Source organism: Sulfitobacter sp. W002 (assembly GCF_025142135.1).
Classification (GTDB): domain Bacteria; phylum Pseudomonadota; class Alphaproteobacteria; order Rhodobacterales; family Rhodobacteraceae; genus Sulfitobacter; species Sulfitobacter profundi.
The window spans coordinates 39,293-65,360 of record NZ_CP081129.1; the positions used below are offsets into that span (position 1 = coordinate 39,293).

28 protein-coding genes are annotated in these 26,068 nt (G+C 58.7%); 10 read left to right on the forward strand and 18 right to left on the reverse strand.

Annotation, left to right across the window (positions count from 1 at the left end; translation table 11 throughout):
• Window positions 1-3 precede the first annotated feature (3 nt).
• The gene (gene cysG / locus K3758_RS18115) at window positions 4-1,479 is read left to right on the forward strand and encodes a siroheme synthase CysG (protein ID WP_259950719.1); all 1,476 of its coding nucleotides are present in this window, start codon (window positions 4-6) and stop codon (window positions 1,477-1,479) included.
• A gap of 256 nt (window positions 1,480-1,735) precedes the next feature.
• Here cysG and aroQ read toward each other — a convergent pair whose 3' ends face one another.
• The 12 genes from aroQ to K3758_RS18175 form a co-directional block, all read right to left on the reverse strand.
• Window positions 1,736-2,200, reverse strand: a complete 465-nt coding sequence (gene aroQ / locus K3758_RS18120; protein ID WP_259950721.1) for a type II 3-dehydroquinate dehydratase — start codon at window positions 2,198-2,200, stop codon at window positions 1,736-1,738.
• Complete coding sequence (locus K3758_RS18125) at window positions 2,197-3,258, reverse strand: 3-carboxy-cis,cis-muconate cycloisomerase (RefSeq protein ID WP_259950573.1); 1,062 nt, start codon at window positions 3,256-3,258, stop codon at window positions 2,197-2,199. The genes aroQ and K3758_RS18125 overlap by 4 nt, the downstream gene beginning before the upstream one ends.
• Window positions 3,255-4,034 (reverse strand): 3-oxoadipate enol-lactonase, encoded by a 780-nt coding sequence (pcaD, locus tag K3758_RS18130; RefSeq protein ID WP_259950574.1) that lies wholly within the window; start codon window positions 4,032-4,034, stop codon window positions 3,255-3,257. Before pcaD ends, K3758_RS18125 begins: the two co-directional genes overlap by 4 nt.
• Window positions 4,031-4,900 (reverse strand): 3-keto-5-aminohexanoate cleavage protein, encoded by an 870-nt coding sequence (locus tag K3758_RS18135; protein WP_259950575.1) that lies wholly within the window; start codon window positions 4,898-4,900, stop codon window positions 4,031-4,033. Before K3758_RS18135 ends, pcaD begins: the two co-directional genes overlap by 4 nt.
• 7 nt (window positions 4,901-4,907) lie before the next feature.
• On the reverse strand, window positions 4,908-5,507 hold the full coding sequence (gene pcaG, locus K3758_RS18140; protein ID WP_259950576.1) for a protocatechuate 3,4-dioxygenase subunit alpha: 600 nt from the start codon (window positions 5,505-5,507) through the stop codon (window positions 4,908-4,910).
• Window positions 5,508-5,509: 2 nt separating this feature from the next.
• Window positions 5,510-6,232 (reverse strand): protocatechuate 3,4-dioxygenase subunit beta, encoded by a 723-nt coding sequence (pcaH, locus tag K3758_RS18145; RefSeq protein WP_259950577.1) that lies wholly within the window; start codon window positions 6,230-6,232, stop codon window positions 5,510-5,512.
• Window positions 6,229-6,612 (reverse strand): 4-carboxymuconolactone decarboxylase, encoded by a 384-nt coding sequence (gene pcaC, locus K3758_RS18150; RefSeq protein WP_259950579.1) that lies wholly within the window; start codon window positions 6,610-6,612, stop codon window positions 6,229-6,231. The genes pcaH and pcaC overlap by 4 nt, the downstream gene beginning before the upstream one ends.
• Window positions 6,609-8,495, reverse strand: a complete 1,887-nt coding sequence (locus K3758_RS18155) for a bifunctional sugar phosphate isomerase/epimerase/4-hydroxyphenylpyruvate dioxygenase family protein (RefSeq protein WP_259950581.1) — start codon at window positions 8,493-8,495, stop codon at window positions 6,609-6,611. Before K3758_RS18155 ends, pcaC begins: the two co-directional genes overlap by 4 nt.
• Before the next feature lies 1 nt (window position 8,496).
• Window positions 8,497-9,777, reverse strand: coding sequence for a TRAP transporter large permease (locus K3758_RS18160; RefSeq protein WP_259950582.1), 1,281 nt, complete (start codon window positions 9,775-9,777; stop codon window positions 8,497-8,499).
• A gap of 1 nt (window position 9,778) precedes the next feature.
• The gene (locus K3758_RS18165) at window positions 9,779-10,306 is read right to left on the reverse strand and encodes a TRAP transporter small permease (protein WP_120352675.1); all 528 of its coding nucleotides are present in this window, start codon (window positions 10,304-10,306) and stop codon (window positions 9,779-9,781) included.
• Between the two features lie 66 nt (window positions 10,307-10,372).
• Entirely contained in the window at window positions 10,373-11,380 is a 1,008-nt protein-coding gene (locus K3758_RS18170; protein WP_259950586.1) for a DctP family TRAP transporter solute-binding subunit, read from the reverse strand.
• A 44-nt stretch (window positions 11,381-11,424) separates the two neighbouring features.
• Window positions 11,425-12,318: a shikimate dehydrogenase gene (locus tag K3758_RS18175; protein WP_259950588.1), complete on the reverse strand. Its 894-nt coding sequence runs from the start codon at window positions 12,316-12,318 to the stop codon at window positions 11,425-11,427.
• Window positions 12,319-12,457: 139 nt separating this feature from the next.
• Between K3758_RS18175 and K3758_RS18180 the strand changes: the two genes are divergently transcribed.
• The gene (locus K3758_RS18180; protein ID WP_259950589.1) at window positions 12,458-13,135 is read left to right on the forward strand and encodes a TetR/AcrR family transcriptional regulator; all 678 of its coding nucleotides are present in this window, start codon (window positions 12,458-12,460) and stop codon (window positions 13,133-13,135) included.
• Between the two features lie 248 nt (window positions 13,136-13,383).
• On the opposite strand, the gene rarD is transcribed toward K3758_RS18180, so the two are convergent.
• The 4 genes from rarD to K3758_RS18200 all read right to left on the reverse strand — a co-directional run bounded on the left by rarD (window position 13,384) and on the right by K3758_RS18200 (window position 17,116).
• Window positions 13,384-14,325: an EamA family transporter RarD gene (gene rarD / locus K3758_RS18185; protein WP_259950590.1), complete on the reverse strand. Its 942-nt coding sequence runs from the start codon at window positions 14,323-14,325 to the stop codon at window positions 13,384-13,386.
• A gap of 180 nt (window positions 14,326-14,505) precedes the next feature.
• Window positions 14,506-15,705, reverse strand: coding sequence for a 3-oxoadipyl-CoA thiolase (gene pcaF, locus K3758_RS18190; RefSeq protein WP_259950591.1), 1,200 nt, complete (start codon window positions 15,703-15,705; stop codon window positions 14,506-14,508).
• A complete protein-coding gene (locus K3758_RS18195; RefSeq protein WP_311201546.1) occupies window positions 15,702-16,379 on the reverse strand; it encodes a 3-oxoacid CoA-transferase subunit B in 678 nt (225 codons plus the stop codon). The genes pcaF and K3758_RS18195 overlap by 4 nt, the downstream gene beginning before the upstream one ends.
• 17 nt (window positions 16,380-16,396) lie before the next feature.
• Window positions 16,397-17,116 (reverse strand): 3-oxoacid CoA-transferase subunit A, encoded by a 720-nt coding sequence (locus tag K3758_RS18200; RefSeq protein ID WP_259950592.1) that lies wholly within the window; start codon window positions 17,114-17,116, stop codon window positions 16,397-16,399.
• Window positions 17,117-17,221: 105 nt separating this feature from the next.
• On the opposite strand from K3758_RS18200, the gene K3758_RS18205 reads away from it, so the two are divergent.
• On the forward strand, window positions 17,222-17,983 hold the full coding sequence (locus K3758_RS18205) for an IclR family transcriptional regulator C-terminal domain-containing protein (protein WP_259950593.1): 762 nt from the start codon (window positions 17,222-17,224) through the stop codon (window positions 17,981-17,983).
• Window positions 17,984-18,051: 68 nt separating this feature from the next.
• Here the strand turns inward: K3758_RS18205 and K3758_RS18210 are convergent, their stop codons facing one another.
• Together K3758_RS18210 and K3758_RS18215 are read right to left on the reverse strand one after the other, a co-directional pair.
• Window positions 18,052-18,285 (reverse strand): DUF2798 domain-containing protein, encoded by a 234-nt coding sequence (locus tag K3758_RS18210; RefSeq protein ID WP_259950598.1) that lies wholly within the window; start codon window positions 18,283-18,285, stop codon window positions 18,052-18,054.
• Between the two features lie 201 nt (window positions 18,286-18,486).
• Window positions 18,487-19,380, reverse strand: coding sequence for a LysR family transcriptional regulator (locus K3758_RS18215; RefSeq protein WP_259950599.1), 894 nt, complete (start codon window positions 19,378-19,380; stop codon window positions 18,487-18,489).
• Between the two features lie 131 nt (window positions 19,381-19,511).
• Between K3758_RS18215 and K3758_RS18220 the strand changes: the two genes are divergently transcribed.
• The 7 genes from K3758_RS18220 to benD all read left to right on the forward strand — a co-directional run bounded on the left by K3758_RS18220 (window position 19,512) and on the right by benD (window position 26,062).
• Window positions 19,512-19,934: a DoxX family protein gene (locus K3758_RS18220; RefSeq protein ID WP_259950600.1), complete on the forward strand. Its 423-nt coding sequence runs from the start codon at window positions 19,512-19,514 to the stop codon at window positions 19,932-19,934.
• Between the two features lie 59 nt (window positions 19,935-19,993).
• Complete coding sequence (ygiD, locus tag K3758_RS18225) at window positions 19,994-20,818, forward strand: 4,5-DOPA dioxygenase extradiol (RefSeq protein ID WP_259950601.1); 825 nt, start codon at window positions 19,994-19,996, stop codon at window positions 20,816-20,818.
• A 226-nt stretch (window positions 20,819-21,044) separates the two neighbouring features.
• The gene (locus K3758_RS18230) at window positions 21,045-22,190 is read left to right on the forward strand and encodes a muconate/chloromuconate family cycloisomerase (protein ID WP_259950603.1); all 1,146 of its coding nucleotides are present in this window, start codon (window positions 21,045-21,047) and stop codon (window positions 22,188-22,190) included.
• Window positions 22,191-22,264: 74 nt separating this feature from the next.
• On the forward strand, window positions 22,265-23,653 hold the full coding sequence (gene benA / locus K3758_RS18235; RefSeq protein ID WP_259950605.1) for a benzoate 1,2-dioxygenase large subunit: 1,389 nt from the start codon (window positions 22,265-22,267) through the stop codon (window positions 23,651-23,653).
• Between the two features lie 11 nt (window positions 23,654-23,664).
• The gene (gene benB, locus K3758_RS18240; protein WP_259950610.1) at window positions 23,665-24,192 is read left to right on the forward strand and encodes a benzoate 1,2-dioxygenase small subunit; all 528 of its coding nucleotides are present in this window, start codon (window positions 23,665-23,667) and stop codon (window positions 24,190-24,192) included.
• A 71-nt stretch (window positions 24,193-24,263) separates the two neighbouring features.
• Entirely contained in the window at window positions 24,264-25,286 is a 1,023-nt protein-coding gene (gene benC, locus K3758_RS18245) for a benzoate 1,2-dioxygenase electron transfer component BenC (protein ID WP_259950612.1), read from the forward strand.
• Window positions 25,283-26,062 (forward strand): benzoate diol dehydrogenase BenD, encoded by a 780-nt coding sequence (gene benD, locus K3758_RS18250; protein WP_259950619.1) that lies wholly within the window; start codon window positions 25,283-25,285, stop codon window positions 26,060-26,062. Before benC ends, benD begins: the two co-directional genes overlap by 4 nt.
• Window positions 26,063-26,068: the final 6 nt, after the last annotated feature.

The following is a 26,068-nucleotide window of genomic DNA, read 5'->3' on the forward strand; positions in this document are numbered from 1 at the left end:
GCCATGAAATCTTTTCCAATGTTCATCCGTACCACGGGCCGCCGGGTCGTTATCGTCGGCGGCGGGGAGCAGGCGGCACAGAAGGCGCGGTTGCTCCTGAAAACCGACGCTGAACTGGTTCTGGTGGCCACTGCGCTCGATGCGGAACTGGCTGATCTGGTGAACAGCGGGCGGGCGCGGCAGATCTCAGAGCTATCGCGGGCGGTGTTCGAGGACGCGGCCATGGCCTTTGTCGGCACCGGGTGTCCCGCGCTGGATGCGGCGGCGCATACCCTCGCCAAGGCGGCACGCTGCCCGGTGAATGTGGTCGACCAGCCCGACCTTTGCGACATGACCACGCCTGCCATCGTGGACCGCGACCCCATCGTCGTGGCCATCGGGAGCGAAGGCACCGCACCTGTACTAACGCGCGAGATTAAGACCAAGATTGAGCGCTTTTTGCCGCAGAACATTGGTGGCCTCGCTGCCTTTGCCGGGCGGCTCAGACCCAGTGTCGCACGCAATATTTCCTTGGCACAGCGGCGCGCCTTCTGGGCGTGGGTCTTCAAAGGGACCCCCCGCAGGCAGTGGGTGCGCGGCGCCGAACGCGACGCCGCGCGCGACATCAAAGCTGCCATTGCCAGCGGCGGCACCACCGGGGAGAGTATCGGCCAGATCACCTTGGTCGGCGCTGGCCCCGGCGCGCGCGACCTGTTGACCCTGCGCGCGGTCGAAAGGCTTCAGGAAGCGGATGTGATCTTTTACGACAGGTTGGTCGATGCAGAGGTTCTGGAACTGGCCCGCCGTGACGCTGAGCGCGTGTTCGTCGGCAAGCATGTCGGTGCCCATCGCTGGCCGCAGGATCGGATCAACAGCATGGTCGTCTCCGAGGCGAAGAAGGGCCGTCGCGTTGTGCGGTTGAAGTCCGGAGATCCCGGGGTGTTTGGGCGCGCAGCCGAGGAAGTGGAGGCCGCGCGTGAGGCCGGTATTCCAATCGAAATCGTGCCCGGTGTGACTGCCGCCTGCGCCGCCGCCGCCGGGCTTACCCGCAGCCTGACAGAGCGGGGTGTCGCCAATACCCTTGTGCTGTCGACAGGCACCGGCAGGGCGGAAGACCCATTGCCCGACAGCATCCGCCTGTCTGGTCCCGGCACCACCACCGCGCTCTATATGTCGGTGTCTCAGGCCAGCCGACTGTCCGGGCTGTGGATGCAACAAGGGATGCCGCCGGACTGCTCGGTGGATATTTGTGTTGAGGTAACCAAACAAGGCCAACGGTATTTGGAAGCGACTGTGGCTACGATGGCGAATGTTTTGCGGGAACATCGCGTGACAGGTAGTGCGATCCTCCTCGTCACGTGGCCTTCGGCAGACGGAGTCACGTCAGCGGTGCCGAAATTCGAAACGGGAGTGAGCCTTCAAAGTGAGACCGCGGCGAATGGCGGCAAAACACAAGGATGTCTCGTCGCCCCCTCCTTTCGTGACCGCCATGTCATCTGACAGTTAGCTGTGTTTCACCTAACCCTAGCAGTGGTCCAAACACGCTCAATGCTTTCGTCTACCTGTTCAACCGAGGAGACGCGCAGAGATCGGCAGTGAAGTACCGGATTTGCAAATATTGGCGGTTGCGATGCCGGGGATCTGACCCGAAGTGGGTGGTCGTTGCCGGTGGGAAATGCAGCAATCGCTGCGATGAAATCGTTTTCGAAGGATGAATTAACCTCGGCTCATAATCGGTAAGTGCGTATCGTAGAATTCAGGGGTTCAACTCAAAGTTTGGCCTTTTCTCTGCATGGGATAACACGCGAATAGCCGCAGCATAGCCTTCGATCCCTAACCCCGCTATGACGCCAGTCGCCACACCAGATACGTAGGAGTGGTGCCGGAAGGCCTCCCGACGGTGAACGTTCGAAATATGGACTTCGTAAATCGGGATTTCACAACTCGCTAAGGCATCGCGAATGGCAATTGAGGTATGGGTATAGGCGGCTGGGTTGATGACGATGCCCAGCCCCTCGGTTCTTGCTTCATGGATCATCTCTACAATTTCACCCTCATGATTGCTTTGGTGAAACAGAATGGCCAGATCATATTCGGCGGCAACGCGTCGGCAGAGCGTTTCGACATCGTGCAGAGTATCCCGCCCATAAACCTCAGGCTGTCTGGTGCCCAGCAGGTTCAGGTTCGGGCCGTTGAGTATATGGATCGTTTGGGAACTCATCTGATGTCCTTTGAGCCAACGTGGAAGATCGCCTGGCAAATTTCGGTTGATGCGGCCAAGCTGCGTGCGGTTGCTTGAGCCATTTGCGGAAGAACCATCCATTCCAACGCCCAAGCCGCTCCGGAACGTTCCTGCTCGTGAACCAGTCCTTGATGCATGGCCGACACCTGAGTGGCATTGTACCGGGCGAGCGTCACAAGCAATTCAGCCAGTACGGGGTTTTGTTTGTGGGGCATCGCAGAAGAGCCGCCCGCGTTGTCCAGCGCGATTTCGTCGACGCCTTGTTGCGCCATGAGGCAAATGTCTTGTCCCATTTTGCCAAGCGTTCCGCTGATCAGCGACAGCAGCCCAGCGTAGTCGACCACCGCGTCGCGCATTGCGTGCCATGCCTTTGGCGGGTTCGCGAGGTCGAGCCGTAAAGCCACTTCAGCCCCGAGAGATTCAGCATGGAGCAAAGCTACCCGATCCCCCGCTGCGCCACCAAGTTGAAGCCGCTCGACGCGGGGCCTGATCTGCGAGAGCCGCTGACGATGGTCGTCTAAAGGCTGAGACCATGTGACGAACCGCTCTCGTGCCGCAATGGGCATCGCCGCCTGCATCCGGGTGCGCCCCATGATCCTCTGGTTCCCGAACCGCGCCGACAAAGCGTCCATGGCTTCCGTCAGTTCCAAAAGGCGCCGCTCCAGAAGGTTGCTGTAGTCCTTCAAAGTCAGGACCAAGGCGGTATCAATCACATCCTGCGAAGTCGCGCCGCTATGTATGGCTTTACCATGAGAACCCGCGGAACCCCTGATCTGCCGGACGAGCTCGGGAACCACCACCCCGTCACGCGCTGTCGCAGAACGAAGTGCTTCCATATCGGGTTGGAAATCGTCGAAAGTACGCGCGACTTCTTTCGCGGTATCTTCAGAAATACTGCCGACTTTGCACAGCCCCTGCGTATAGGCTCTCTCGAAGGCGATCATATGCGTCATCTGCCGCGTGGGGCCCAAAATCTCCGCGGCCTCTGCGTCGCCAAATAACCCGCTCAACCAGGGATGCTCGAAAGGGGAGGTCATGAAATCCTTTCCATCAGGTCTTCCAGCAGATCTGAGACAATCTTGGGGTTTTCAATACAGGGTAGATGACCACAGCCGGGCACGAGGTGATAGGAGGCGTCCGGTATAATCTGCGCCAACGCCCTGACAAGTTCTGGCGGGGTCGCGCCGTCTTCACTTCCGGCGATGCAAACTGTCGGCACCGTGATCGCCCCACCTCGCGTCGTGAGGTCACTGTCTCTGATTGCGGCGCAAACGCCGCTATAGCCCGCAGCAGATGTACGGGTCAGCATATTGCGGTAGCCTGCCCATTCGGCCGAACGTGTCGCTTGAAAGTTTTGGCTGAACCAGCGTTCAAGAATGGCATCCGAGAGCGCAGCGATACCGGATTTCCCAACGCTTTCAATGCGCGCATTCCAGCTTTCCGCGTCACCGATCTTGGCTCCGGTGCAACATAGCATGATCGCGCTCACCTGCGCCGGGTAGGCAGCGGCAAAACCTTGAGCGATTTGGCCGCCAACGGATACACCACAGATCAGGGCAGGGGGCAGGTCAAGGTGCAGAGCAAGGGCAGCAACATCGTCGATGAGCCGATCCATCGTAATTGGCCCATCGTCGCTCAGCCCATGGCCGCGCTTATCAAGGCAAAGCACTGGCGTTTGTGACGGCAGCCGGTCAATGACTTTGTCCCAGATCCGGAGGTCTGTACCAAGCGAGTTCAGAAACACCACAGGCACGCCGGTTCCGGGCCGATAGCGATAGTGGTGTGTCATCCCGTTGAGGGTGGCGAACATCATGGGGTGGCGGCAGAGGCGGTCTTTGGCGCAGCGCTCTCTCTCGCCTTCAGCCCCAATATCTCCCGCGCCACTTGCCACGTCGCGACAGGTCGCTCGTATTTCTCGCAAAGTGCGACGGCCCGCTTGACCAATGCGGCGTTGGAGGGCGCGAGCCTATGGCGGTCCAGTCGGACATTGTCTTCCAGGCCGGTTCGGGTGTGACCGCCTTTGGCGGTAGACCATTCGTTGATGGTCAACTGTGCAGGGCCGATACCGGCGGCGCACCATTGGGCGTCCGGTGCCAGACGTTTGAGTGTTTCGATGTAGAAGTCAAAAATCGGCTCGTCCGCAGGCATCGCATTTTTCACACCCATGACAAACTGCACATAAAGGGGCCCCTTTAACCGACCATCTTGGGCCATGCGGATGGCTTGTACGATATGACCAAGGTCAAAGGCTTCGATCTCGGGTTTGACATCATGGGCGATCATTTCCGAGGCTAGCCAGTCGACCAAGTCGGGACTGTTTTCATAGACGCGCGTTGGAAAATTGTTCGACCCTACTGACAGCGAAGCCATGTCTGGCGACAACGATAGCATACCCCCGCGCTCCTTACCCGCGCCAGAGCGTCCCCCGGTTGAAAGCTGGACGATCATGCCCGGGCAGTGCTGTTCCAGACCTTCTTTCAGTCGCGCAAAACGGGCCGGGTCTGAGGTGGGGCGACCGTGATCGTCGCGCACGTGGCAATGGGCGATCGAGGCGCCCGCCTCAAAGGCCTCCTGAGCACTTTCGACCTGTTCGGAAATGGTGATCGGGACTGCCGGGTTGTTGTCTTTCGTCGGCAGGGACCCGGTGAGTGCCACGCAGATGATACACGGGGTGGTCATAGCGGCCTCATAGATCGAAGAATACGGTTTCGCCCTCGCCCTGTAGGCGAATGTCGAAGTGATAGGCGTTGCCATCGGCGTGCGCGATCAGCGTCTCACGGCGCAGGGGCTGTTCAATCAGGGTGAGGACTGGATCAGCCGCATTGGCCGCGTCTTCGTCACCGAAGTACATTCTCGTGTTGAGCCCAACATTAATGCCCCGAGCCACCAGCCAGAGATTGAGGTGCGGTGCCATTGGCCGGGCATCGGGCCCGGTCACCTTGCCGGGCTTCACGGTCTCAAAGCTGAATACCCCGGTCTCGAAATCGGGCGTGACCCTCCCCCAACCGTGAAAGCCGTCTTCAACCTCGCCTTTTCCGCGATAGATGCCTGCAGCATTTGCCTGCCAGACCTCAATCAAAATGTCCTTAACCGGCGCGCCGGTGCCGTCGGTTACCGTACCGGTGACGGTGATACGTGGACCTGCAGCCTTCGGGCCAGCAATGTCCCGCCCCAGTTCGTGGTCGTAGATATCGAAGCCGGCGTCGCCGGGCACGAGCCCGATGTGAACATAGGGCCCAGCCGTCTGAGATGCGGTTTCTTTGAGGTAGTCGAGTGCTTGCACCATGATTAGTTCCCTTCTGGCCGGTTTTCGAAGAAGGTCGAGCGGCGTCCCCGAAGGACAATGTCAAATTTATAGGCAATGCTGTCGAGCGGCAGGGAGGCGTTTAGATCCAATGCGGCGACAAGCTGATCAACGGCGCGTTGTTCCGGAATGGATTGCACAATCGGGCATTTGGCGATGAGGGGGTCGCCCTCAAAGTACATTTGGGTGATCAGGCGCTGCGCAAAAGCGGTCCCGAATACAGAAAAATGGATATGGGTCGGCCGCCAGTTGTTGACCCAGTTCCGCCATGGGTAAGCGCCGGGTTTGACAGTGCGGAAGACGTAGTACCCATTGGCATCGGTCAATGTGCGACCGCAGCCGCCAAAGTTCGGATCGATCGGCGCGAGGTAACTATCTTTCTTGTGCCGATAGCGGCCGCCTGCGTTCGCTTGCCAGATCTCGATAAGGGTATTCGGAACCGGCCGCGCGTTTTCGTCCAAGACACGACCATGCACGATAATGCGCTCCCCAATAGGGTCTCCTGTTTTGGCGTAGTTCAGGATCAGATCATTGTCGATCTCTGCAATGTCGCCTTGCCCAAAGGTCGGTCCGGTCAGTTCGCTGTCCGAGTTTTGCAGCGACAAAAGCGCATGGCGCGGCGAGCGCGCGACACTGGTTTTGTAATCGGGCGTAAGGGCAGGCGGATGCCATGTGCGGTCACGTTGGATGAGGTCGCCATTGCTCATGATTGTTCCTCCTCCATTTCTGCATAGATCTGTTTGGCCAGCGCGATCGCGTGGTTCGCGGCGGGCACCCCGGCGTAGATGGCGACATGCTGGAATACTTCGATCACGTCCTGTCGGGTGGCGCCGGTATTGGCGGTGGCGCGGATATGCATCGGGATTTCGGCGAAGTTCTTGGTCGCGGCCAAGAGCGCAAGTGTGACCATGGACCGCTCTCGCCGCGAGATTGCATCAGAAGCCCAAACAGTTCCCCAAGCCGCTTCGGTGATCAGTGTCTGGAACGCGCTGTCGAACTCGGTCTCGCTTGCGGTCGCACGGTCTACATGGGCATCTCCGAGCACCGCGCGGCGCACCTTCATTCCAGCGTCATGTTTGTCGGTCATTTCTTTGGCATTCCTTTCGGGCGCATCAGTCGTTTCTGAGCGGCAATTCTAAAGGGGGCATTGGGGGCGCCGTAGCCCGCGTATCCGCCACGACGCTCGACGATTTCAAAGAACATGCCCCCCGCGTAAGGACGTGAGTAGAACTGGAAGAACGCCCCTTTTGCATCCTCATCATAGAGTATGTTCCCTGCCTTAAGGGCGGTAAGCATGTCGGCATCCAGATCGAACCGCGCGACGAGGTCGGCGTAATAGTTGTCCGATATTGGCAGTGGCTCGAACCCTTTGGCCCGCATCGCGCTGCTGGTGGCAAAGATGTCTTCGCTCGCCAGTGCGATGTGCTGCACGGAGGCGCCAAAGCTATCGGCAAGGAAGTTGCCTGCCATGGTGCGATGAGTTTCTGCCCCATTAAGCGTGATGCGAAACGCGCCGTCTCGGGTTTCCAAAGCTTGGCTGCGCACCAGCCCGTCGGGGTCTACCACATCGACCATCGGAGATTTTCCCATGTCGAACAGCGTGGTATAAAACAAGGACCAACTGAGCATTTCGTCATAGCTCATGGTCTGGGCAATGTGATCGATGCTTGTCAGGCCCGCATGGGTCTGCTCGGCGTCGGTCTGGTTGAACTCGACCGACCAGACATCATTCAGCCCGCTGCCTTGATCGATGAAATGCAGGACACTGCCGCTTAGCCCGCGAATGGCCGGTATATCCAACTCACCGGGGCCAATCGGCTGATGAAAGGGCGCGGCACCAAGCGCTTTGGCACGGCTTACGGTCTCAGTCGCCGCATCGACGGAAATGCCGATGTCGCAGACGGTTGTGCCGTGGGTCGTATAGGCGCTGCTGGCATAGCCGGTGGTCTCCCGGTTCACCACGATCCGTATATCGCCTTGGGTCCAAAGGGACAGCTTTTTGGCGATATGGGTGCCGGAGAGAGTGAAGCCGAGCGTTTGGAGCAATCGCTCCAGCGCATCGGCTTCTGTGCCCCGGGCGGCGAACTCGACGAAGGACACCCCTTCGACCTTCGAGCGTTTTGGTAGAGCGGGGGATGTCGGCGTCGTCGCCGGTTCTTCACGCCGCACGTCGTCCATCAAAGCGACTAAAGATCGATAGCCGTCCTTTGCGATGGTCTTGGGATGGCCCCCGCGGAACTGATCGTTGAAGATCTCCAGTGAAATTGGCCCCGTATACCCGGTGGCCATGACCGCCTTCATGAAGCCGGTTACATCCAGATCACCTTCCCCCGGCATATTGCGAAAGTGGCGCGACCAATAGAGCAGATCCATGTCAATTGCAGGGGCATCGGCGAGTTGCACAAAGAAGATTTTGTCGCCGGGAATGCGGCGAATGGTTTCCGGATCAATCCTGCGCGCCAGTGTGTGAAAACTGTCGAGGATTAGGCCAACCGAGCCGTGATCGGCGCGGCGTACGATTTCCCATGCGTCGCGGTGGTCATTGACGTGCCGCCCCCACGCCAGCGCCTCATAGCCGACCCGCAGGCCGCGCTTGGCCGCCCTATCGCCGAGCTCGTTGAAGTCCGCCGCAGACCGGTCGATGCCGCCAAGAGCCTCCGGGTGGCAGCTTGAACAGATAAGAACAAGGTCTGTGCCAAGGTCTTGCATCAGGTCAAACTTGCGTTCCACCCGATCAAAAACCTTTGCCCGGTGCGGTTCTGGCAAACCTTCGAAATCGCGGAATGGCTGAAAGAGGGTGATCTCAAGACCCATGGCGCGGATCATGTCGCCCACTTCTTTGGGGTCCCCGTCATGGGCGATAAAGTCCTGTTCGAAGATTTCGATACCATCAAAACCGGCAGCGGCAATGGCTTCGAGTTTCTCCGGGAAATTGCCGGATATGGACACTGTTGCGATGGATGTTTTCATCTCAATACCCCAGGACTTGCGGCAGCCAAGTCACTGTCTGCGGCACAAATGTAAGAACCAACAGGACCAGTACCTCGACCAGAAAGAACGGCAGGATTGCCTTGACCATGCGCGCCATGCCGACGCCCGCAATGCCCTCTGCCACAAACAGACAGAGGCCCAGAGGCGGGGTAATCAGGCCGATCATCAGGTTGAAAATCACCAGAATGCCGAAGTGAACCGGATCAATGCCCAGACTTACGGCGATAGGGTGGAGAATCGGCACCAGCACCAGCATCGCGGCGATGCCTTCGAGGAAGAGACCGACAAAGAGAAACAGAATGATGACGGCGATCAAGAACGTGGTCTTGCTGTCAACATTGCCCAACACCCAATCGGTCAGCATGTTGGGAACACGGTTGTAGGCCAACAGCCAGTTGGCTGCCGAAACCGCCGCGATGATGATTAGAATCACGGCGCTATCGCGCATCGCTTCGGTAAAGATAATAGGAAGGCGTTTAAATGCAATCTTGCGATAGACAAAAAGGCCTACAACCAGCGCATAGGCGACCGCAAAGCTGGCGGCCTCTGTGGGTGTCACCACGCCGAGCAGGATTGATCCGACAACAAAAACCGGCATCAGCAGTGGCAAGATGCCCCCAAGCAGCGCCTCTCGGGCCGGTTGCGCGTCGGGCATGTCGTCGGCCGCCTGCCGGATCTTGGTCATATCAACCGTTAGCATGACGTAGCCGGAGAGAAAGACGGCCAGTAACAAGCCGGGGATCACGCCGGCCATGAACAGGGCAGGGACCGAGACCCCGGTGACGATTAACGCATAGATGATGACCGGTATCGAAGGGGGAATAATCGGTCCGATAACCGATGAGGCCGCTGTCAGGGCCGCCGCATAGGCACGGTCATAGCCATGTTTTTCCATTTCGGGGATAAATACCCGGCCGATGGCAGAGGTGTCGGCGACAGCGGAGCCAGACAGACCCGCGAAGATGACCGAGGCCCAGATGTTGACCATCGCAAGCCCGGCGCGCATCCGACCTACAAGGACGTTGGCAAAAGCGATGATCCGTCCGGTAATACCGCTCTCGTTCATCAATTCGCCAGCCAGCACAAAAAGCGGAATGGCCAGCAACGGGTAGGAGTTCAGCCCGTTGAACAGTTCGGTCGCGACGATGCGCAGCGCGTAGGGGGCTTCACTCACCGCCATGAAATAGCTCAAAGAGGCGAGGATCGCGAAGGCAATCGGCACACCAATGAGAAGCCCTGCGATAAGGATGATATAGACCATTTCAGTTCCCCCGGAGCGCGATCAGGCGCTCGACGAATTTCAGAACCGCCGCAAAGGTGATCATTGCGCCGCCAAGGATCAGCGAAAACTGGTAGACGCCAAGGGTGCCGAGCGCGGCAAAGGCCTCGATCCCTGTGCTCTTTTCCAGCCAGCGTGCCAGACCGAACATGCCGGAGGACATTGTGTTGCCGCGACGTTCGAGAAAGGCGAGGCCAGAAAGGACCAGCAGCACTCCGGTTACCATCATCACAAGGTCGCTGAGCGCGAACATCAGTGTCTTGCGCTGGTCGCTCAGAAAATCGATCAGGATCGTGAAGCGGATATGGCGGTCTTGCATATAGGCCATTGAGATGCCGAACATCACGCCATAGGCAGCCAGATAGACCGGCAGTTCCTCGCCCCATTGGACCGACTGGCCCACGGTGTAGCGCCGTAGGGAATTGATGAAGATGATCGCAAACACCAGCATCATCGAAAGCCCGGCTCCCCAGCCGAAGACTTGAGCAACTATTCTATTCAGTCTGTCCATGACCCAGGCTCCTCCGCGGTTAGTATGGTGTAGCCAGGCCGAAGACGGCCTGGCTGTAGGAGCAGCTTATTGCGTTGCTGCCACTGCCGATTGGAGCTCATCGATCCAAGTGGCGTTCTCGCCTAATTCGCCGCGCAGGAACTCAACCACTGCTGGCTGCGCTTTCTCGGCAAACATGGCGAGTTCTTCTGCGGTGGGCGAATAGACCTGCATGCCTTCTTCTTGAACCGAAAGCACGCCCTGCGCCGTTGTCCACTGCTGGATTGAGCGGCCCATATTGCCGGCCACGATGGCGGCGCGGGTCACGACCTCTTGCTGGGGGGCGGTCAGGGTCTGGAAGAATTCATCGCTGACGACGATAAAGTCTGCCGCGTAAACGTGACCATCAAGGGTCATGTATTTTTGGAGTTGATGCAGACCGTTATTGTAGATGACGCCGACCGGGTTCTCTTGCCCGTCAACCACACCGGTGGACAACGCATTCGGCAGTTCCGTCCATGCGATCGGGGTCGGTTCGCCGCCCAAGCCGCTGACCATCTCAAGATAGAGTGGGATCGGTTGTACCCGAAATTTCAAGCCTTCCATATCGGCTGGGGTACGGATTTCGCGCACGTTGTTGGTAAAATTGCGAAAGCCGGTTTCACCATAGGCCAAGGTCCGCATCCCGGTCTGCTCAAGACAGTGCTCAGACAGTGCTTCACCGAATTCACCGTCAAGCACCTCCCAAGCGACGGTTGCAGAAGAGAACGTGTAGGGGATGTCGAGAACCGAGGCCGCGGGGCAGGCTTTGGACATGGCCCCCGATACGATGGCCATTTGCAGAAGGCCTTCCTGAACTTGCCCGACCAGTTCGTCTTCGTTACCCAAAGCACCCGCCGGGAAGATTTCAACTTCCAGATCAGTCTCGCCTTCGACAATGTTGCGGAAAATCTGGGCTGCCGCGCCTTTCTTGGAGCCGGTCCACTCATCGGGATCAACATGGGCAATGCGCAGGGTCTGAGCCTGTGCGCCGGCGGCGGCAAGGCCAAGGGCGAGCGCCGTGGCCGTGGTGAGGGTGGTAAAATTGAAACGCATGCTATCCTCCATTTTGCGTTCGGTCGCCGCCTGCGCGGCAAGTCTCATGAGATGAAAGCGTCGAATGTGGCTTTCATCCGCATCGGGTCGGGCTTGCGCCCGGTAAAGAGTTCATAGGCCCGCACGGCCTGATAGACGGCCATTCCAGAGCCCAGCAAAACCCGGCATCCTGCCGCGCGCGCGGCGGCAAGCAGCTCGGTTTCAAGCGGGAAATAGACAATATCGGCGACCCATAAATCGGGATGCAGCAATTCGACCGGGTAGGCCGAGCCCGGCAGCTTCGCCATCCCCATGGGGGTCGCGTTTACGACACCTGTAGGAGCGATCTCCGGTAGTTGGTCGAGACCGATGGCATCGACCTGCGCGGCACCAGCATTTTGGGAAAGCTGCGTCACCAGAGCTGCAGCGCGCGCCGTGTTCGTGTCAGTGATCGTCAAGCGATCGGCACCAAGGGACAGGAGCGCATGAGCGACAGCAACCCCTGCGCCGCCCGCGCCAATTTGCACAATATGGCCCATTTTCGCGTCCGGCAAGTTCCGACGGAAGCCTTCTTCGAACCCCCATTTGTCAGTGTTGTGACCGATGCGACGCCCGTTGCGAAAGACCACGGTGTTGACGGCCCCAATGGCGCGGGCGTTCGGAGATAACTCGTCCAAGAAGGCCATGACGTCGATTTTATAAGGAAAGGTCACGTTCAGCCCGGCAAAACCGCAAAGCTCGGCGGCGTCGACGATTTTTTCCAGCGGTGCCTCCCCTCGCGGAAAAGCATCGGCATCAAGAATTTGGTAGAGAATGCGATGCCCTTGGGCAGCTCCCTCGGCCATGTGCATCCTTGGGGTGCGGGACTGTTGAATGCCTCGGCCCACCAGTCCGATCAACAAATCGGCAGATCCGTCGTCTTGCGCATGCTTGGTCTGCTTCTTGATCTGCGACGACATTCGTTACCTCCGATACATCCAGCGAATCCTCCCGGCACGCTGGAATGCCCGCAATGAACCATTTGGTTAATTGTGTGTCAACAGATATGTACCAATCAGTTAATTGTGCTATGCTGGTCGGACCGTTAGGGAGTTACGCATGACCACATCCGCCAAAGCATCAACGAGTCGTCAGCGCACTTCATGGAAGCAGGACCCCGAAGCCGTTAAAGCGGATATCCTTCGCGTGGCGCGAGCGGAGTTCGCCGCCCACGGCTTGTCAGGCGCGCGGGTGCAGGACATCGCGGAGAAGACAAAAACGTCCAAGCGGATGATTTTTTACTACTTTAAGGACAAAGAGAGCCTCTATCGCGAAGTACTCGAACAGGCCTACAACGATGTGCGAGAAGGCGAGAGGGCCCTTGAGCTGGAGAACCTCGACCCTGTTGAAGCTCTCTCAAAGCTGGTCAAATTTACCTTTTCACACCACCGCGACAACGAAGATTTTATCCGCTTGGTGATGATTGAGAACATTCATCGAGGCATACATCTGACCGCCTCGGAAACCATTCGATCAGGCAACACGCCGGCGGTTGATCAGTTAAAAGAAATCCTCGAGCGTGGACGCGAGATGAAAGTGTTTCGCTCGGATATCGATCCCCTTCGGCTACATTGGAAAATAAGCGCCCTGTGCTTTTTTAACGTGTCCAACGAACCTACCTTCACCCGGGTTTTTGGGGATGAGATCGTCTCCCAAGAGGGGCAAAGAAAGCTTAAAGAAGAGATTGTCAGCACGATTTTGAACTCGGTCTTGGCAGTTCCGGTTTCCGGTTCCTGATAGGCGACGCTAAGCCTTGATTAAATAGCTTTGCGCTGCCGTCGTGTCTGGGTGTTCAGCCAGCATGAAGTCAAAGGTCTGGCCAACGCGGTCTGCAGTTTCGATACGAATAGAAACAGCTGCCTTTGCGAATATTTCGTCCAGGCACCAAGATAATGTGCGCCTTTGAAGGAAGCCATTCGTTTCACTTACAAATCAGGCAGCCTAATTGACCATTCTGGGGAGTGTGCGGCAGAATTTTTAAAGCTTTAGCCCTGCCCTAAGGACCCCTTGGCAGGGCGGCTCCGACGCATTTGTTGAAGCATCGAAGACGAATAGAGGATCAGCGCCGCCCATATCATCGGAAAGGCGATCATCCGCGCGCGGCCAAATTCTTCGCCGAAAACAAAGACCGCCACGATGAAGATCATCGTGGGCGCAATGTACTGCAGAATTCCAATGGTCGAGAGACGCAAGAGCTTGGCGCCGTTGGCGTAAATTAACAAAGGCACGGCTGTAACCGCGCCACAGCCCAGCAAAAGCCAAGTATCGACAGGCGCCCCAGTGAGAAAATTCCCCTGACCGGTCGATGTAAGGTAGGCGATATAGGCGAGGGCCGGGACGAGCAGGAGGAGCACTTCGAGCAGGAAGCCTTGGTTCGGCCCGATCGGCAGGCTCTTTTTCGCCAAGGCGTAAAAGCCCCAGCTTAATGTCAGCCCCAAAGCAACCCATGGGGTCGATCCGGTATCCAGTGCCAGCACGAGCACGGCTCCTACGGCGAGGCCAACTGCAATTAGCTGCCGTTTGGACATGCGTTCGCCCAAAAGGAGCGCGCCCAAGAGAATGCTGAACAGTGGGTTAATGTAATATCCCAGTGCCGCATCAAGCGCGTGTCCGGAGGCAATCGCCCAAACATAGATGCCCCAGTTGACCGAGATCAGCGTCGCCGTTACCGCACCCATGAGCAGCGTTCGAGGGGAAAGCAACGCCGCTTTCAAATCCCGCGTCCGCCGCATCGCCACGAGTACAAACGCGGCAATCGGCACAGACCAGACCACCCGGTGCGCAACAACTTCGGCCGCCGGGATATGCGACAGCGCCTTCATATAGAGCGGCAGGAACCCCCAGAACACATAGGCTGTAATGGCAAAGGCCAGACCTTGGGGTGTGTCTTCGTTGGGTCTGGTCGTGAGGCTGTCGGGGTTGCGCATGGGTGGTCCTCCGCATTCGTCCTAACCTCTTCTATGAACGCCTGCCAGCGTCAAACTATCCTGTCGTCTGAATGGCTGAACTTGCAGGCAGGGCTTCGGATGGCGCTAGATCGGCTTTCCCTCAGTTCAGGTATCTACCGGCACCAATGGGATCGCCATTCCAGCACTACTGCCAGCGGTTCAGACGGCCTCCAATGCGATGGCGATCCCTTGGCCAACGCCGATACACATTGTAGAAAGGGACTTCTCTCCGGGTTTTAACTCTAGCATGGCCGTGCCGGTGATCCTGGCCCCTGACATGCCAAGCGGATGTCCAAGACTGATTGCACCGCCGTTGGGGTTCACCCGTGGATCGTCGTCTGCGATGCCCAAATCACGTAAGGTGGCAAGGCCCTGTGACGCAAAAGCCTCGTTCAGTTCGATGACACTGAAATCCTCTTGTTTCAGCCCGAGCCGCGTCATCAGCTTCTTTGACGCAGGCGCAGGACCAAAGCCCATGATGCGCGGTGCAACTCCGGCAGTCGCGCCGCCGAGGACTTTGGCGATGGGAGTCAGCCCATGTTTCTCTGCGGCCGCTTTCGTGGCGAGGATCAATGCGGCAGCACCATCATTGACGCCGGAAGCATTGCCCGCCGTCACCGTGCCATCCGCTTTGACGAAGGGTTTAAGCTTTTGCAGCGCTTCCAAGGTGGTCGAAGGGCGGGGATGTTCATCTTCTGACACAAGGATAGGATCGCCCCGGCGCTGTGGGATAGAGACAGGCACGATCTCTTGCGCCAGACGCCCGCTTGCCATGGCGGCGCCTGCTTTTTGCTGGGACCGCAGGGCGAAGGCATCTTGATCTGCACGGTTAACGTCAAAATCCTCCGCCACGTTCTCCGCGGTTTCGGGCATTGAATCGACGCCGTATTGTGCCTTCATCATCTTGTTGACGAAACGCCAGCCGATGGTGGTGTCAAAGACCTCGTTGTTCCGTGCAAAGGCGGTCGCGGCCTTGGGCATTACGAAGGGCGCGCGCGACATGCTCTCAACCCCGCCCGCAACGATCAATTCAGCCTCTCCAGCCTTGATCGCCCGCGCGGCGGTGATCACCGCGTCCATGCCAGAGCCGCAGAGCCGGTTCATCGTGGTGCCGGGGACGGTCTCGGGATAGCCCGCCAGTAGCAGGGACATGCGCGCGACGTTGCGGTTGTCCTCGCCCGCCTGATTGGCGCAGCCAAAGATGACTTCGTCGATTGCTGCAGGGTCCAAGGAGGGGTTGCGGTCAATCAACGCCCTGAGGGGCACAGCGCCCAGATCATCGGCCCGGACAGAGGACAGCGCCCCGCCATATCGGCCAATGGGGGTGCGGATGTAATCACAGATATAGACATCAATCATGCCAGTTCCTCCGGTACGATAAGATCGGCAACATTGCCTTCAATGTGCAACGTGGCCCCGGTGACGGCCTGTAGAGCGTCCATGCTGAGCCCAGGCACTTTCTCCCGCAGGATGAACCTGCCGCTCTTGATGTCGATCACCGCAAGGGAGGTATAGACTTGGGTGACACATCCCAATCCGGTCAGCGGAAAGGTGCAGCGCTCGACCAGTTTCGGGCCGCCATCCTTGGTGACGTGATCGGTGACCACAGCCACGCGTTTTGCACCATGTACAAGGTCCATCGCGCCGCCCACAGCAGGCACGCCCTTGGTGCCGACGCGCCAATTCGCCAGATCGCCATTCTGAGCAACCTGATAGGCCCCCAACACGGCGAGGTCGAGATGCCCACCGCGGACCATCGCGAAACTGTCGGCATGGTGGAAGAACGCGGCACCGGGCTTGAGCGTGATGGGCTTCTTGCCTGCATTGATCAGATCCCAATCCTCTTCGCCCTCTTTCGGGGCCTGACCGAAACCCAGAACCCCGTTTTCGGTGTGATAGGTCACGTCGCGGCCTTCGGGCTGGAATTTGGCGATCATCTCGGGGAAGCCGATGCCGAGGTTAACGTAAGTTCCGTCTTCGATATCCTGCGCCGCGCGCCATGCGATCTGCGCGTTCGAAAGCTTGTCTTGCATGATGTTGAACTCCGCCATCAGTAAATCACTCCCGTGCGCACAAGCACTTCTTCTTGTTGAGGTTCTGCCACTTCCACGATTGCGTCGACAAAGATGCCCGGGGTGATGACTTCTTGCGGGTCGATGCTGCCGGGCGCGCCCAGCACGCTGACCTGAGCAATGGTTTTTGCTGCCGCCATCGCCATAAGCGGGTTAAAATTGCGGCCCGCCATGCGGTAGGTCAGGTTGCCGGTACGGTCACCGTCCTGCCCCTTGATCAGCGCAAAATCCGCCTTCAGCCATCTTTCGCGGACATACATCTTGCCATCAAATTCCTCGGTCGGTTTGCCTTCGGCAAGTTCCGTGCCGAAGGAGGTCGGCGTGTAGAAGGCGGGGATGCCGGCACCGGCGGCGCGGATGCGCTCGGCCAACGTGCCTTGGGGCACGAGGTCGAGTTCGATCTCGCCCCCGAGGTATTTTTCATTGAACGCTTCGGCGTTGGAGCTGCGCGGGAAAGAGCAGATCATCTTGCGGACCATGCCCACTTTGATCATCGCCGCGATCCCGCAATAGCCGTTGCCCGCGTTGTTGTTAATGACAGTGATGTCCGCCGGGCTGCCGGTGGCGCGGAAGCGATCGATAAGGGCGTGGATCATTTCGATTGGCGCGCCAGAGCCGCCAAACCCCCCGATCATAATCGTCGCCCCATCCGGAATGTCGGCTACGGCCTCAGCCACAGTAGGAACTGTTTTGTCCATTGCTGGTCTCCTCAAGTTGCAGAGGGTCTAGCGGTCGGGCGTATGCAGAGCCAGAATTTTGTGCGTATGTTGACATTTGTTCGCTATGCGTAATTTCATGTGCGTATGACGAACAAATCCAGCAACACAATTTCCTCTCTCGCCAAGGGGCTTCGGGTGATCGAATGTTTCAACGCACAGCGCCCCAAGCTGTCGATCAGCGAGGTCGCGGCGCTGACCGGGCTTGACCGTGCCACCTCGCGCCGGTGCCTGTTGACGCTCCATGCCGAAGGCTACGCTGCCTATGACGGGAAGTTCTTTACGCTGACGCATCGCTGCCTGCGCCTTGGCACCGGGGCCATTGGTGGCTTGCAACTGCCCCAGGTCGTGCAGCCGTGGCTGGATCAACTGACCGAACAAATCAGCCAAAGCTGCTCCGTCGCCATTCTTGACGAGACTGAGATTGTCTATCTCGCCCGCGCGTCGCAGCGGCGGGTCATGTCGATCGGCCTGATGCCCGGATCACGCCTGCCGGCACATAGCACCTCCATGGGGCGGGTGCTGTTGGCCGCGATGCCAGATGCGGAAGCGCGCCGGATTATTGAGGCGTCCGACCTCTCCCCGCGCACCCGGTTAAGCCTAACGGATCCGGATGAGATCATGATGCAAGTGCAGGCGGCCCGGACGCGCGGCTATGCGGTGGTCGATCAAGAAGTTGAGATCAGTCTGCGCTCGCTCGCGGTGCCAGTGCTCAACAGCAAGGGTACCGTGGTCGCTGCTCTGAACACCGGAATGGCGGCCACGCAGCCGGATCCGGAAGAGTTGGTCGAAAGTTACCTGCCCGCGCTGCTGAAGGTGCAGGCCGGAATTTCCCGCATTCTCGGATAGGGCGCGCAGGGGGCGGTCGTGCAGCGGGTTATCCCCCACTGCATAAATTGGTTCACGCCAAATACGGATTATTTTGCGATGGTCCGATTGGCGATTGCGAATGCCAATGGCGTCGTGAATTGGGTGAAGACAAAGGCGATAGGCCAGGCGGTGAACGCTTGCCAAGGCCAAGCCAAAAGCCATTCCATGGTAAGCCCCATGATCAATAGCGACATTGTGCCTGACATTAAAACCGCCATCATGAAGGTGATGAGGATTTGAGCGAGGATAAGAGTTTTTCGGTTCATTTCGGTCGTTTCCATGTTGCGGTCGGAGGGGGGAACACAACTCCCCCGGCACCGACCAATGAGTGGTCGATGCCGAGGGTTCGCAGGATACTGCAACTGGATCTCTGGAAGTCAGAGGGCCGGAATAACCAACCGGCCTCAGAATCTTTTCGGCGGTTAAGGATTGCCGCCAGAGGCCTGACCGTGCAAGGCGATCCACCTTTAGCGTTGGAGGCCTTAGAATGAGGTTTCGCCTATGTCGGCCACGATAAAATCGATAAGCGTCCGTACCTTGCGCGGAAGGGCGCGGCCTTCGAGGTAGACCGCCGCCACATCGCCTTTCTCCCCGGTCCACTCGGGCAAAAGCGGCACCAGCGCACCGCGTTCGATGGCGTCACTCACCGCGAAGCTCGGGATATAGGCCACCCCAAGCCCTTGGCGCGCGAGTTCTGCCGCCGCGTGAGCGGAGTTCACCTGAAACCGTCCTTTGACTTGGACGACCCGTTCCTCAGACGCCCGAGTGAAGTTCCAGCGACGCGCAAGGCGCCGGTTCGTATCGACGATACAGCTTACCTCGGACAGGTCTTCAGGCCTTGTGATCTTGGGACTCTGGGCCAGAAAGGCGGGGCTGGCGACAAGAATGCTTTCGAAACGGGTCAGGCGGCGGACCTTCATGGACGACAGATCGAAATGGCCAATGCGCAGGGCCAGGTCGATCCCATCTGATGCAAGGTCCGCATAGGTATCGCTCAATCGCAGATCGATTGTTAGATCAGGGTAAATGGCGCCGAAGCGTGCCAGCATGCCGGCCACGTAAATCTCGCCAAAAGTGACGGGGGCCGTGATCCGGAGCGGACCGGACAGACCTTCGGACCCTTGCGAAACTTCCTCTAGGAGGTCGTCGATCCCATCAAGGAGCGCGGGGACACCGGCCAGCAAGGTTTCCCCAGCCGGGGACAACCCAACCTGACGTGTCGTTCTTTGCAGCAGGCGAACCCCAAGCTTTTGTTCAAGCTCGGCCACATACTTTGACGTCAGGCGGTTGGAGGTGCCCAATTCTTCGGCGGCCGCCGTAAACGATCCACTTCGAGCCGTCGCCACGAAAGCGCGCAATTGATCGAAAAGGTCCATCTTATTCAGTACACTTCATGGATAGTCATTCCATACATTCGCCATTTGGAGCGAAACAAGCAAGGCGTATGTAGGGGCCATACCAACAACAGGCCGCTTGCGGGTGGCCTCCCCCGAAAGGAAACAAACGAATGACAACGCAATCCAATACCGACCTCGCCGCACTGGCGCTCCGCCTCTCCAGCGGTGTTCTCTTTCTCGCCCACGGGTGGATGAAGGTGAGCCTTTTCACCATTCCCGGCACCGTCGCGTTTTTTGAAAGCCTCGGGCTGCCGGGCTTCTTTGCTTACCTGACAATCCTCGCTGAGCTTGGTGGGGGTCTTTTGTTGATCGCTGGCGTTGCGGTCCGTCTTGTGTCCTTGCCGCTGATTGCCATCCTCCTTGGGTCGGTCTGGGCTCATGCCGGGTTCGGCTGGACCTTCTCAAACGAAGGTGGTGGATGGGAATTCCCGCTGTTCTGGGCGGTAGTCCAAGGCGTGATCGCCCTGCTGGGAGCGGGCGCTTATGCGCTGCGTTTGCCGGTGATTGACCGTGCCTTGGGTAAATTCGCCTGATCTGCTGAAACCTCCCGGATCACCCAATCAAGGGTGATCCGGTCAACCGAGGAGACATTATGATGCAGACCCATAGCTTGCACAGCCTGCGCGATCGCTTCGCACCGACTCAAAGAATGCCGGTTGTCTTTCTCGGCCACGGCAGCCCCATGCATGCCATCACGGAGGGGCCGTTCAGCCAGGCTTGGGCCACTTTGGGGCAGGGCCTTCCACGGCCAAACGCGATCCTCGTGGTATCGGCCCATTGGATGACACGCGGAACAACGCTGGTCGATGTCTCTGCGCTGCCGCGCACGATTCACGACTTCAATGGCTTTCCCGACGCGCTTTATGCCGAACAATATCCGGCACAGGGCCATCCGAATCTGGCGCGCGAAGTTGTCTCTCTCCTCGCGAGCCACCGGGCCGAGGAAGACGACACTTGGGGGCTGGACCACGGCGCTTGGGCGGTTCTGAAGTATCTCTACCCCGAGGCGGATGTTCCTGTCTTTCAGTTCTCCATCGACATGGGGCAGGGGTTGACGCATCAACTCGAGATCGGCCAAGCGCTGTCCGATCTGCGAGACCGTGGCGTGCTCATTCTCGGGTCTGGCAATATCGTTCACAATCTGCGCCGGCTAAGCTTTGATGGAAAGCCCGAAGCCTTTGCGCTGGAGTTCGATGATCTGGTCACAGGCCGTTTGATTGAGCGTGATTTCGATACGCTGGCAAATCGCGAAAAGTTGGGCAGCCTTCTCTCCGAAGCGCACCCCAGCGTGGACCATTACTTGCCCGCGCTCACAATCGCGGGCGCATCGGATCAGCGCGATGACCTGCTGTTCATGACCGACAGTATCGACCTTGGGTCGATCTCCATGCGGTCCTTTATCTTCCATCCGAGGTAGGCCACGGCCCTTCGAACGTGTTTCAAGCGCCCGCCCGGAAGAACCGGCGCGGGTGCCTTCGATTTTCGTCGGCGCCTTTGGCTGACCATAAGATAGCCGTTCATTACACCCGACGCGCTGCGTGAAATCGCAGGGTATCACCTAAGACCCCACCCATCATCGACAGAAACCGAATTCGGCGGGCATTCTGTGCTGCAAATGAAAACTTGCAGATGCGGTGAAGCCCATGACGAAGATCGACCAAATCGAGACGATGATCCTCGACATCCCGACCATTCGAGGACACGTGCTTTCGATGGCGACGATGCGCACGCAGACCGCTGTTTTGGTTCGGATCAAATACTCTGATGGGTCGGAAGGGATCGGTGAGGGCACGACCATCGGCGGTCTGAGCTACGGGGCCGAAAGCCCTGAGGGCATCCAATCTGCAATTGATACCTATATCACGCCGCTCTTACTGGGCCGCGAAGCTGACAATGTGAACGGCGCGATCCAGCTGATTGACAAGCTGGTGAAGGGAAACCGCATTGCCAAAACCGCAGTGGAAATCGCGCTGTGGGACGGGTTGGGCAAACGGCTCGGTGTGCCGGTCTCGCAGCTGTTCGGCGGAGCGGTGCATCGGAAATTGCCCGTCGCTTGGACCTTGGCCTCGGGGAATTCCGATACGGACATCGCCGAAGCGCAGGAAATGATCGAAACCCGGCGTCACAATATCTTTAAGCTGAAAATCGGCAAACGGTCTGTGCGGGAGGATGTCACGCATGTTGCGCGTATCAAACAGGCCGTAGGCGATGCGGCAAGTGTAAGGGTGGATGTCAATACGGCGTGGTCCCTTCAGGAAGCACGCTGGGGTTTGAAGGGGTTGCAGGATGCTGGCTGTGAGCTGGTCGAACAGCCTGTCGCCGCGCGCTATCGCCGGGCGATGGCCGAACTGACCAAGGGCTATGAGATCGCCGTCATGGCGGATGAAGCTCTGAATGGCCCGGAGGACGCTTTGGCCGCCGTCCGTGAGAATTGCGCCGACGTTTTCGCCGTGAAAGTTTCCCAGTCAGGCGGGCTTAAACGCGCCTCTGAGGTTATCGCGATCGGTCAGGCCGCTGGCCTTGGCCTTTACGGCGGCACCATGCTTGAGACCGGATTGGGCACGGCAGCAGCGCTGCAACTCTTTGCGACGATCGAAACCCTGCACTGGGGCACCGAATTTTTCGGACCCTTGTTGCTGACAGACGGGATCCTCGCAGAGCCGCTTATTTACCGCGACTTCTGTGTCGAAGTCCCGTCCGGCCCGGGCATCGGTGTCACGCTCGACCCCGACAAGATCACCGCATTCCGACGTTGTGCGAAACGCAGCATGAAAGCCGTCGCTGGCTGATTGCCAGCGGGGGGGAAATGAAACAATCAGCCGACACGCTGGAGAAGCGTGACGGCGTTTAGGAGGAGGACCAAATGTTCACACAATCCAATCTTGATGAGTTCCAGACGCGCCTTGACGGCGCGATCCAAGATGATCCTAAAAACGGTGTATTCCGTTGTCGCCGGGACATCTTCACCGATGAAGAGATGTTCGAACTGGAGATCAAACATATCTTCGAAGGCAACTGGATCTACATGGCGCATGAAAGCCAGATCCCGAACCCGGGCGACTACTTTACTCTGACGATGGGGCGCACGCCGGTTGTCATCACCCGCGACAAGGAAGGCGAACTGCATGCGCTGGTGAACGCTTGCTCGCACCGCGGGGCGCAGCTGTGCCGGTTCAAACGTCGCAATCAAAAGACATTTACCTGCCCTTTCCACGGTTGGACCTTTTCGAACACCGGCAAGCTTTTGAAAGTTAAAGACCCCAAAGGCGCAGGTTACCCTGAGCAGTTCAACAAGGACGGCAGCCACGACCTTACCAAAGTGGCGAAGTTCGAGAACTATCGCGGGTTCCTATTCGGCTCGCTCAGCGAGGACGTTCAGCCGCTGACAGACTACCTGGGCGATGCGTGCAAGATGATCGACATGATCGTGGATCAGGCCGACGAGGGGCTTGAGGTCCTGCGCGGCGCGTCGACCTACACCTATGACGGCAATTGGAAACTACAGGCCGAGAATGGGGCCGATGGCTATCACGTCTCGGCGGTTCATTGGAACTATGTGGCGACCACGGCCCACCGCACCGACGATGGTAAGGAAGACGACATCAAGGCAACGGATGCCAGCAAATGGGCCAAGCAGCGGGGCGGCTTTCACGCCTATGAGAACGGTCACATCCTGCTCTGGACCGAATGGGCCGATCCGACCAACCGTCCGGGATATTCGCGCCTTGAGGAATGGACCGAAAAGCACGGCGAAACCAAAGCCGACTGGATGGTAGGTGTGTTGCGCAACCTTTGCCTCTACCCAAACGTCTTCCTGATGGATCAGTTCAGTTCCCAGATCCGGGTCTTCCGCCCGATCAGCGTCAATGAGACCGAGGTGACCATCTATTGCATCGCCCCGAAAGGGGAGAGCCAGGAAGCACGGACCCGCCGCATTCGGCAGTACGAGGACTTCTTCAATGCCTCAGGGATGGCCACACCGGATGATACCGAAGAATTTCGGGCCACACAGCGCGGCTATGCCGGTGCTGCACATGCCAAATGGAACGACCTGACCCGCGGGGCCACACAGTGGATCAAGGGGCCGGATGAGGATGCCAAGAAGCTGGGGATCAACCCGATCCTATCTGGCGCGCGGACGGAGGACGAAGGGCTTTTCGTGATCCAGCACAGCAACTGGCAAGAGCGCATGAACCAAGCCATCGCAAAGGAGCGCGAAAACGCGCCCGATGCGACTTTGGCAGCAGAATAAGGGGGGCCGACATGAACACTGCAACACTTGACCGCACAGAGGCTACCTCGACCATGAGCTATGAAGAAATCCAAGCGTTTCTCTTCGCAGAGGCCCGCGCCCTTGATGACCGGGACTGGGACACTTGGTTGGCCTTCTACCACAAGGATTGCCCCTTCTGGATGCCCGCTTGGGATGACTATGATGCGCTGACTGAAGACCCGGCGAACGAAATCTCCCTGATGTACTATCCCAACAAACAGGGCATTGAGGATCGCGTCTTTCGGATTAAGACCGACCGGTCATCGGCCACGTCACTGCCTGAGCCACGGACCAATCATTACCTCTCTGGTATCGAGGTGCTGGCCCGCACCGGCAGCGAGATCAAGCTGCGCTTCAACTGGCAAACGCTGAGCTACCGCTACGGTGCGACTGACCAACACTGGGGCACGTCTTTTTACACGGTCGACATCACCGGCCCCAAGCCGTTGATCACTGACAAAAAAGTAGTCCTGAAGAACGACCACATCCACCACGTGATCGACGTCTACCACACCTGATCCCGTTCAGTCGGGAGCCACTACACCCCCGCGCAGCCCGGCAGGCTGCGTGGCCAAGGGAGGAGCATGCCATGACAAGCTACAATGTCGCCCTGAACTTCGAGGATGGTGTCACCCGCGTCATCCAATGCGATGACGATGAGAAGGTAACGGACGCGGCCTTCCGGCAGAAAATCAACCTGCCGATGGATTGTCGCGATGGTGTTTGCGGCACCTGCAAATGCTTTGCCGAAAAAGGCACCTACGAGCTTGAGTTCTACATGGACGAGTCCATGAGCGACGAGGAAGCCGAAGCGGGCTTTGTCCTGACCTGTCAGATGATACCCGAAAGCGACTGCGTGTTGCGCGTGCCGACATCATCCGCAGCCTGCAAAACCGCGCCGGAGGCCGTCGAAGGCGAGGTGCTGGCCGTCGAAACCCTTTCTGAGACATCCTTCAGCTTGAAGCTGAAACTGGCCAAACCCCTGGGTTTCCTGCCCGGGCAATATGTCAACGTGACCGTCCCGGGAACCGGACAGCACCGCTCCTATTCCTTCTCTTCCGCGCCGGGCGGTGATGAGGCGACCTTCCTGATCCGCAATCTGCCCGGTGGGGTGATGAGCAGCTATCTGGGCGCGCAGGCCAAACCGGGCGATCAGGTGACGCTCACTGGTCCGATGGGGGCGTTTTACCTGCGCCCCATCGAACGTAACCAGCTTTGGCTGGCAGGCGGCACCGGCCTCGCGCCTTTCCTCTCGATGCTGGAGCAATTGGCCGAGCTGGGGGCCGATCAGCCCATCAAACTCTATTACGCGGTGACCCGTGCTGCCGATCTGGTCGAATTGGACCGGGTCAACGCGCTGGCCGAGAAGATTGGCAATGTCACCGTCGTGACCGTCCTCGCAGCAGAGGACGAGGCGCATGACCGCAAGGGGTTTGTGACCGATCACCTTTCGGCAGAGGACCTTTGCGACGGGGATTGCGATGTCTACCTTTGCGGCCCGCCGCCCATGGTGGATGCGGTGCGGTCGCACTTCGACACATTGGGCGTGGCACCGGTGAGCTTTCACTATGAAAAGTTCAACCCGACAGAAACCTCGGCAGAAGCCGCATGAGCGCGCGTTTCGAAGGCAAGGTTATGGTGGTCACGGGTGCGGCGCAGGGCATCGGTCGATCGGTGGCAGAGCGCGCGGCGAAAGAGGGCGCACGGGTTCTGATCGTCGACCGATCTCCCGCCCGCAACGAGGTGGTCAAAGCGATCCGCAGTGCCGGGGGGGAGGCCGAAGCGATTAGCGTCAACCTCGAGACATGGACCGGCTGCGCAAAGGCCATGCAAAAGGCCGTCGATCTATGGGGCCAGATCGACATCCTGATCAACAACGTGGGCGGCACCATCTGGGCCAAACCCTATGAGCATTATGAGCCAAAGCAGATCGAGGCAGAGGTACGTCGCTCGCTTTTCCCGACACTGTTTTGCTGTCGCGCTGCGATCGACCACATGTTGCAACGCGAAAGTGGCGTGATCGTCAACGTATCTTCCATCGCCACACGGGGGCTCAACCGCGTGCCTTACGGCGCGGCCAAAGGGGGGGTGAACGCGATCACCGCGAACCTTGCCTGGGAGATGGCCGAGCGGGGCATTCGCGTGGTGGCGACAGCGCCCGGTGGCACCGAAGCGCCCGCGCGCGTGGTGCCGCGCAATCCGAATGCCGAAGAAGAACAACGCGAGGACTGGTATCAGACCATCGTCGACCAGACGATCCAGTCCTCCTTCATGAAACGATACGGAACACTCGACGAACAGGCAGGTCCGATCCTGTTTCTGGCGTCGGATGACGCGTCCTACATCACCGGCGTCACGGTGCCGGTGGGTGGGGGCGATCTTGGTTAGACCCTG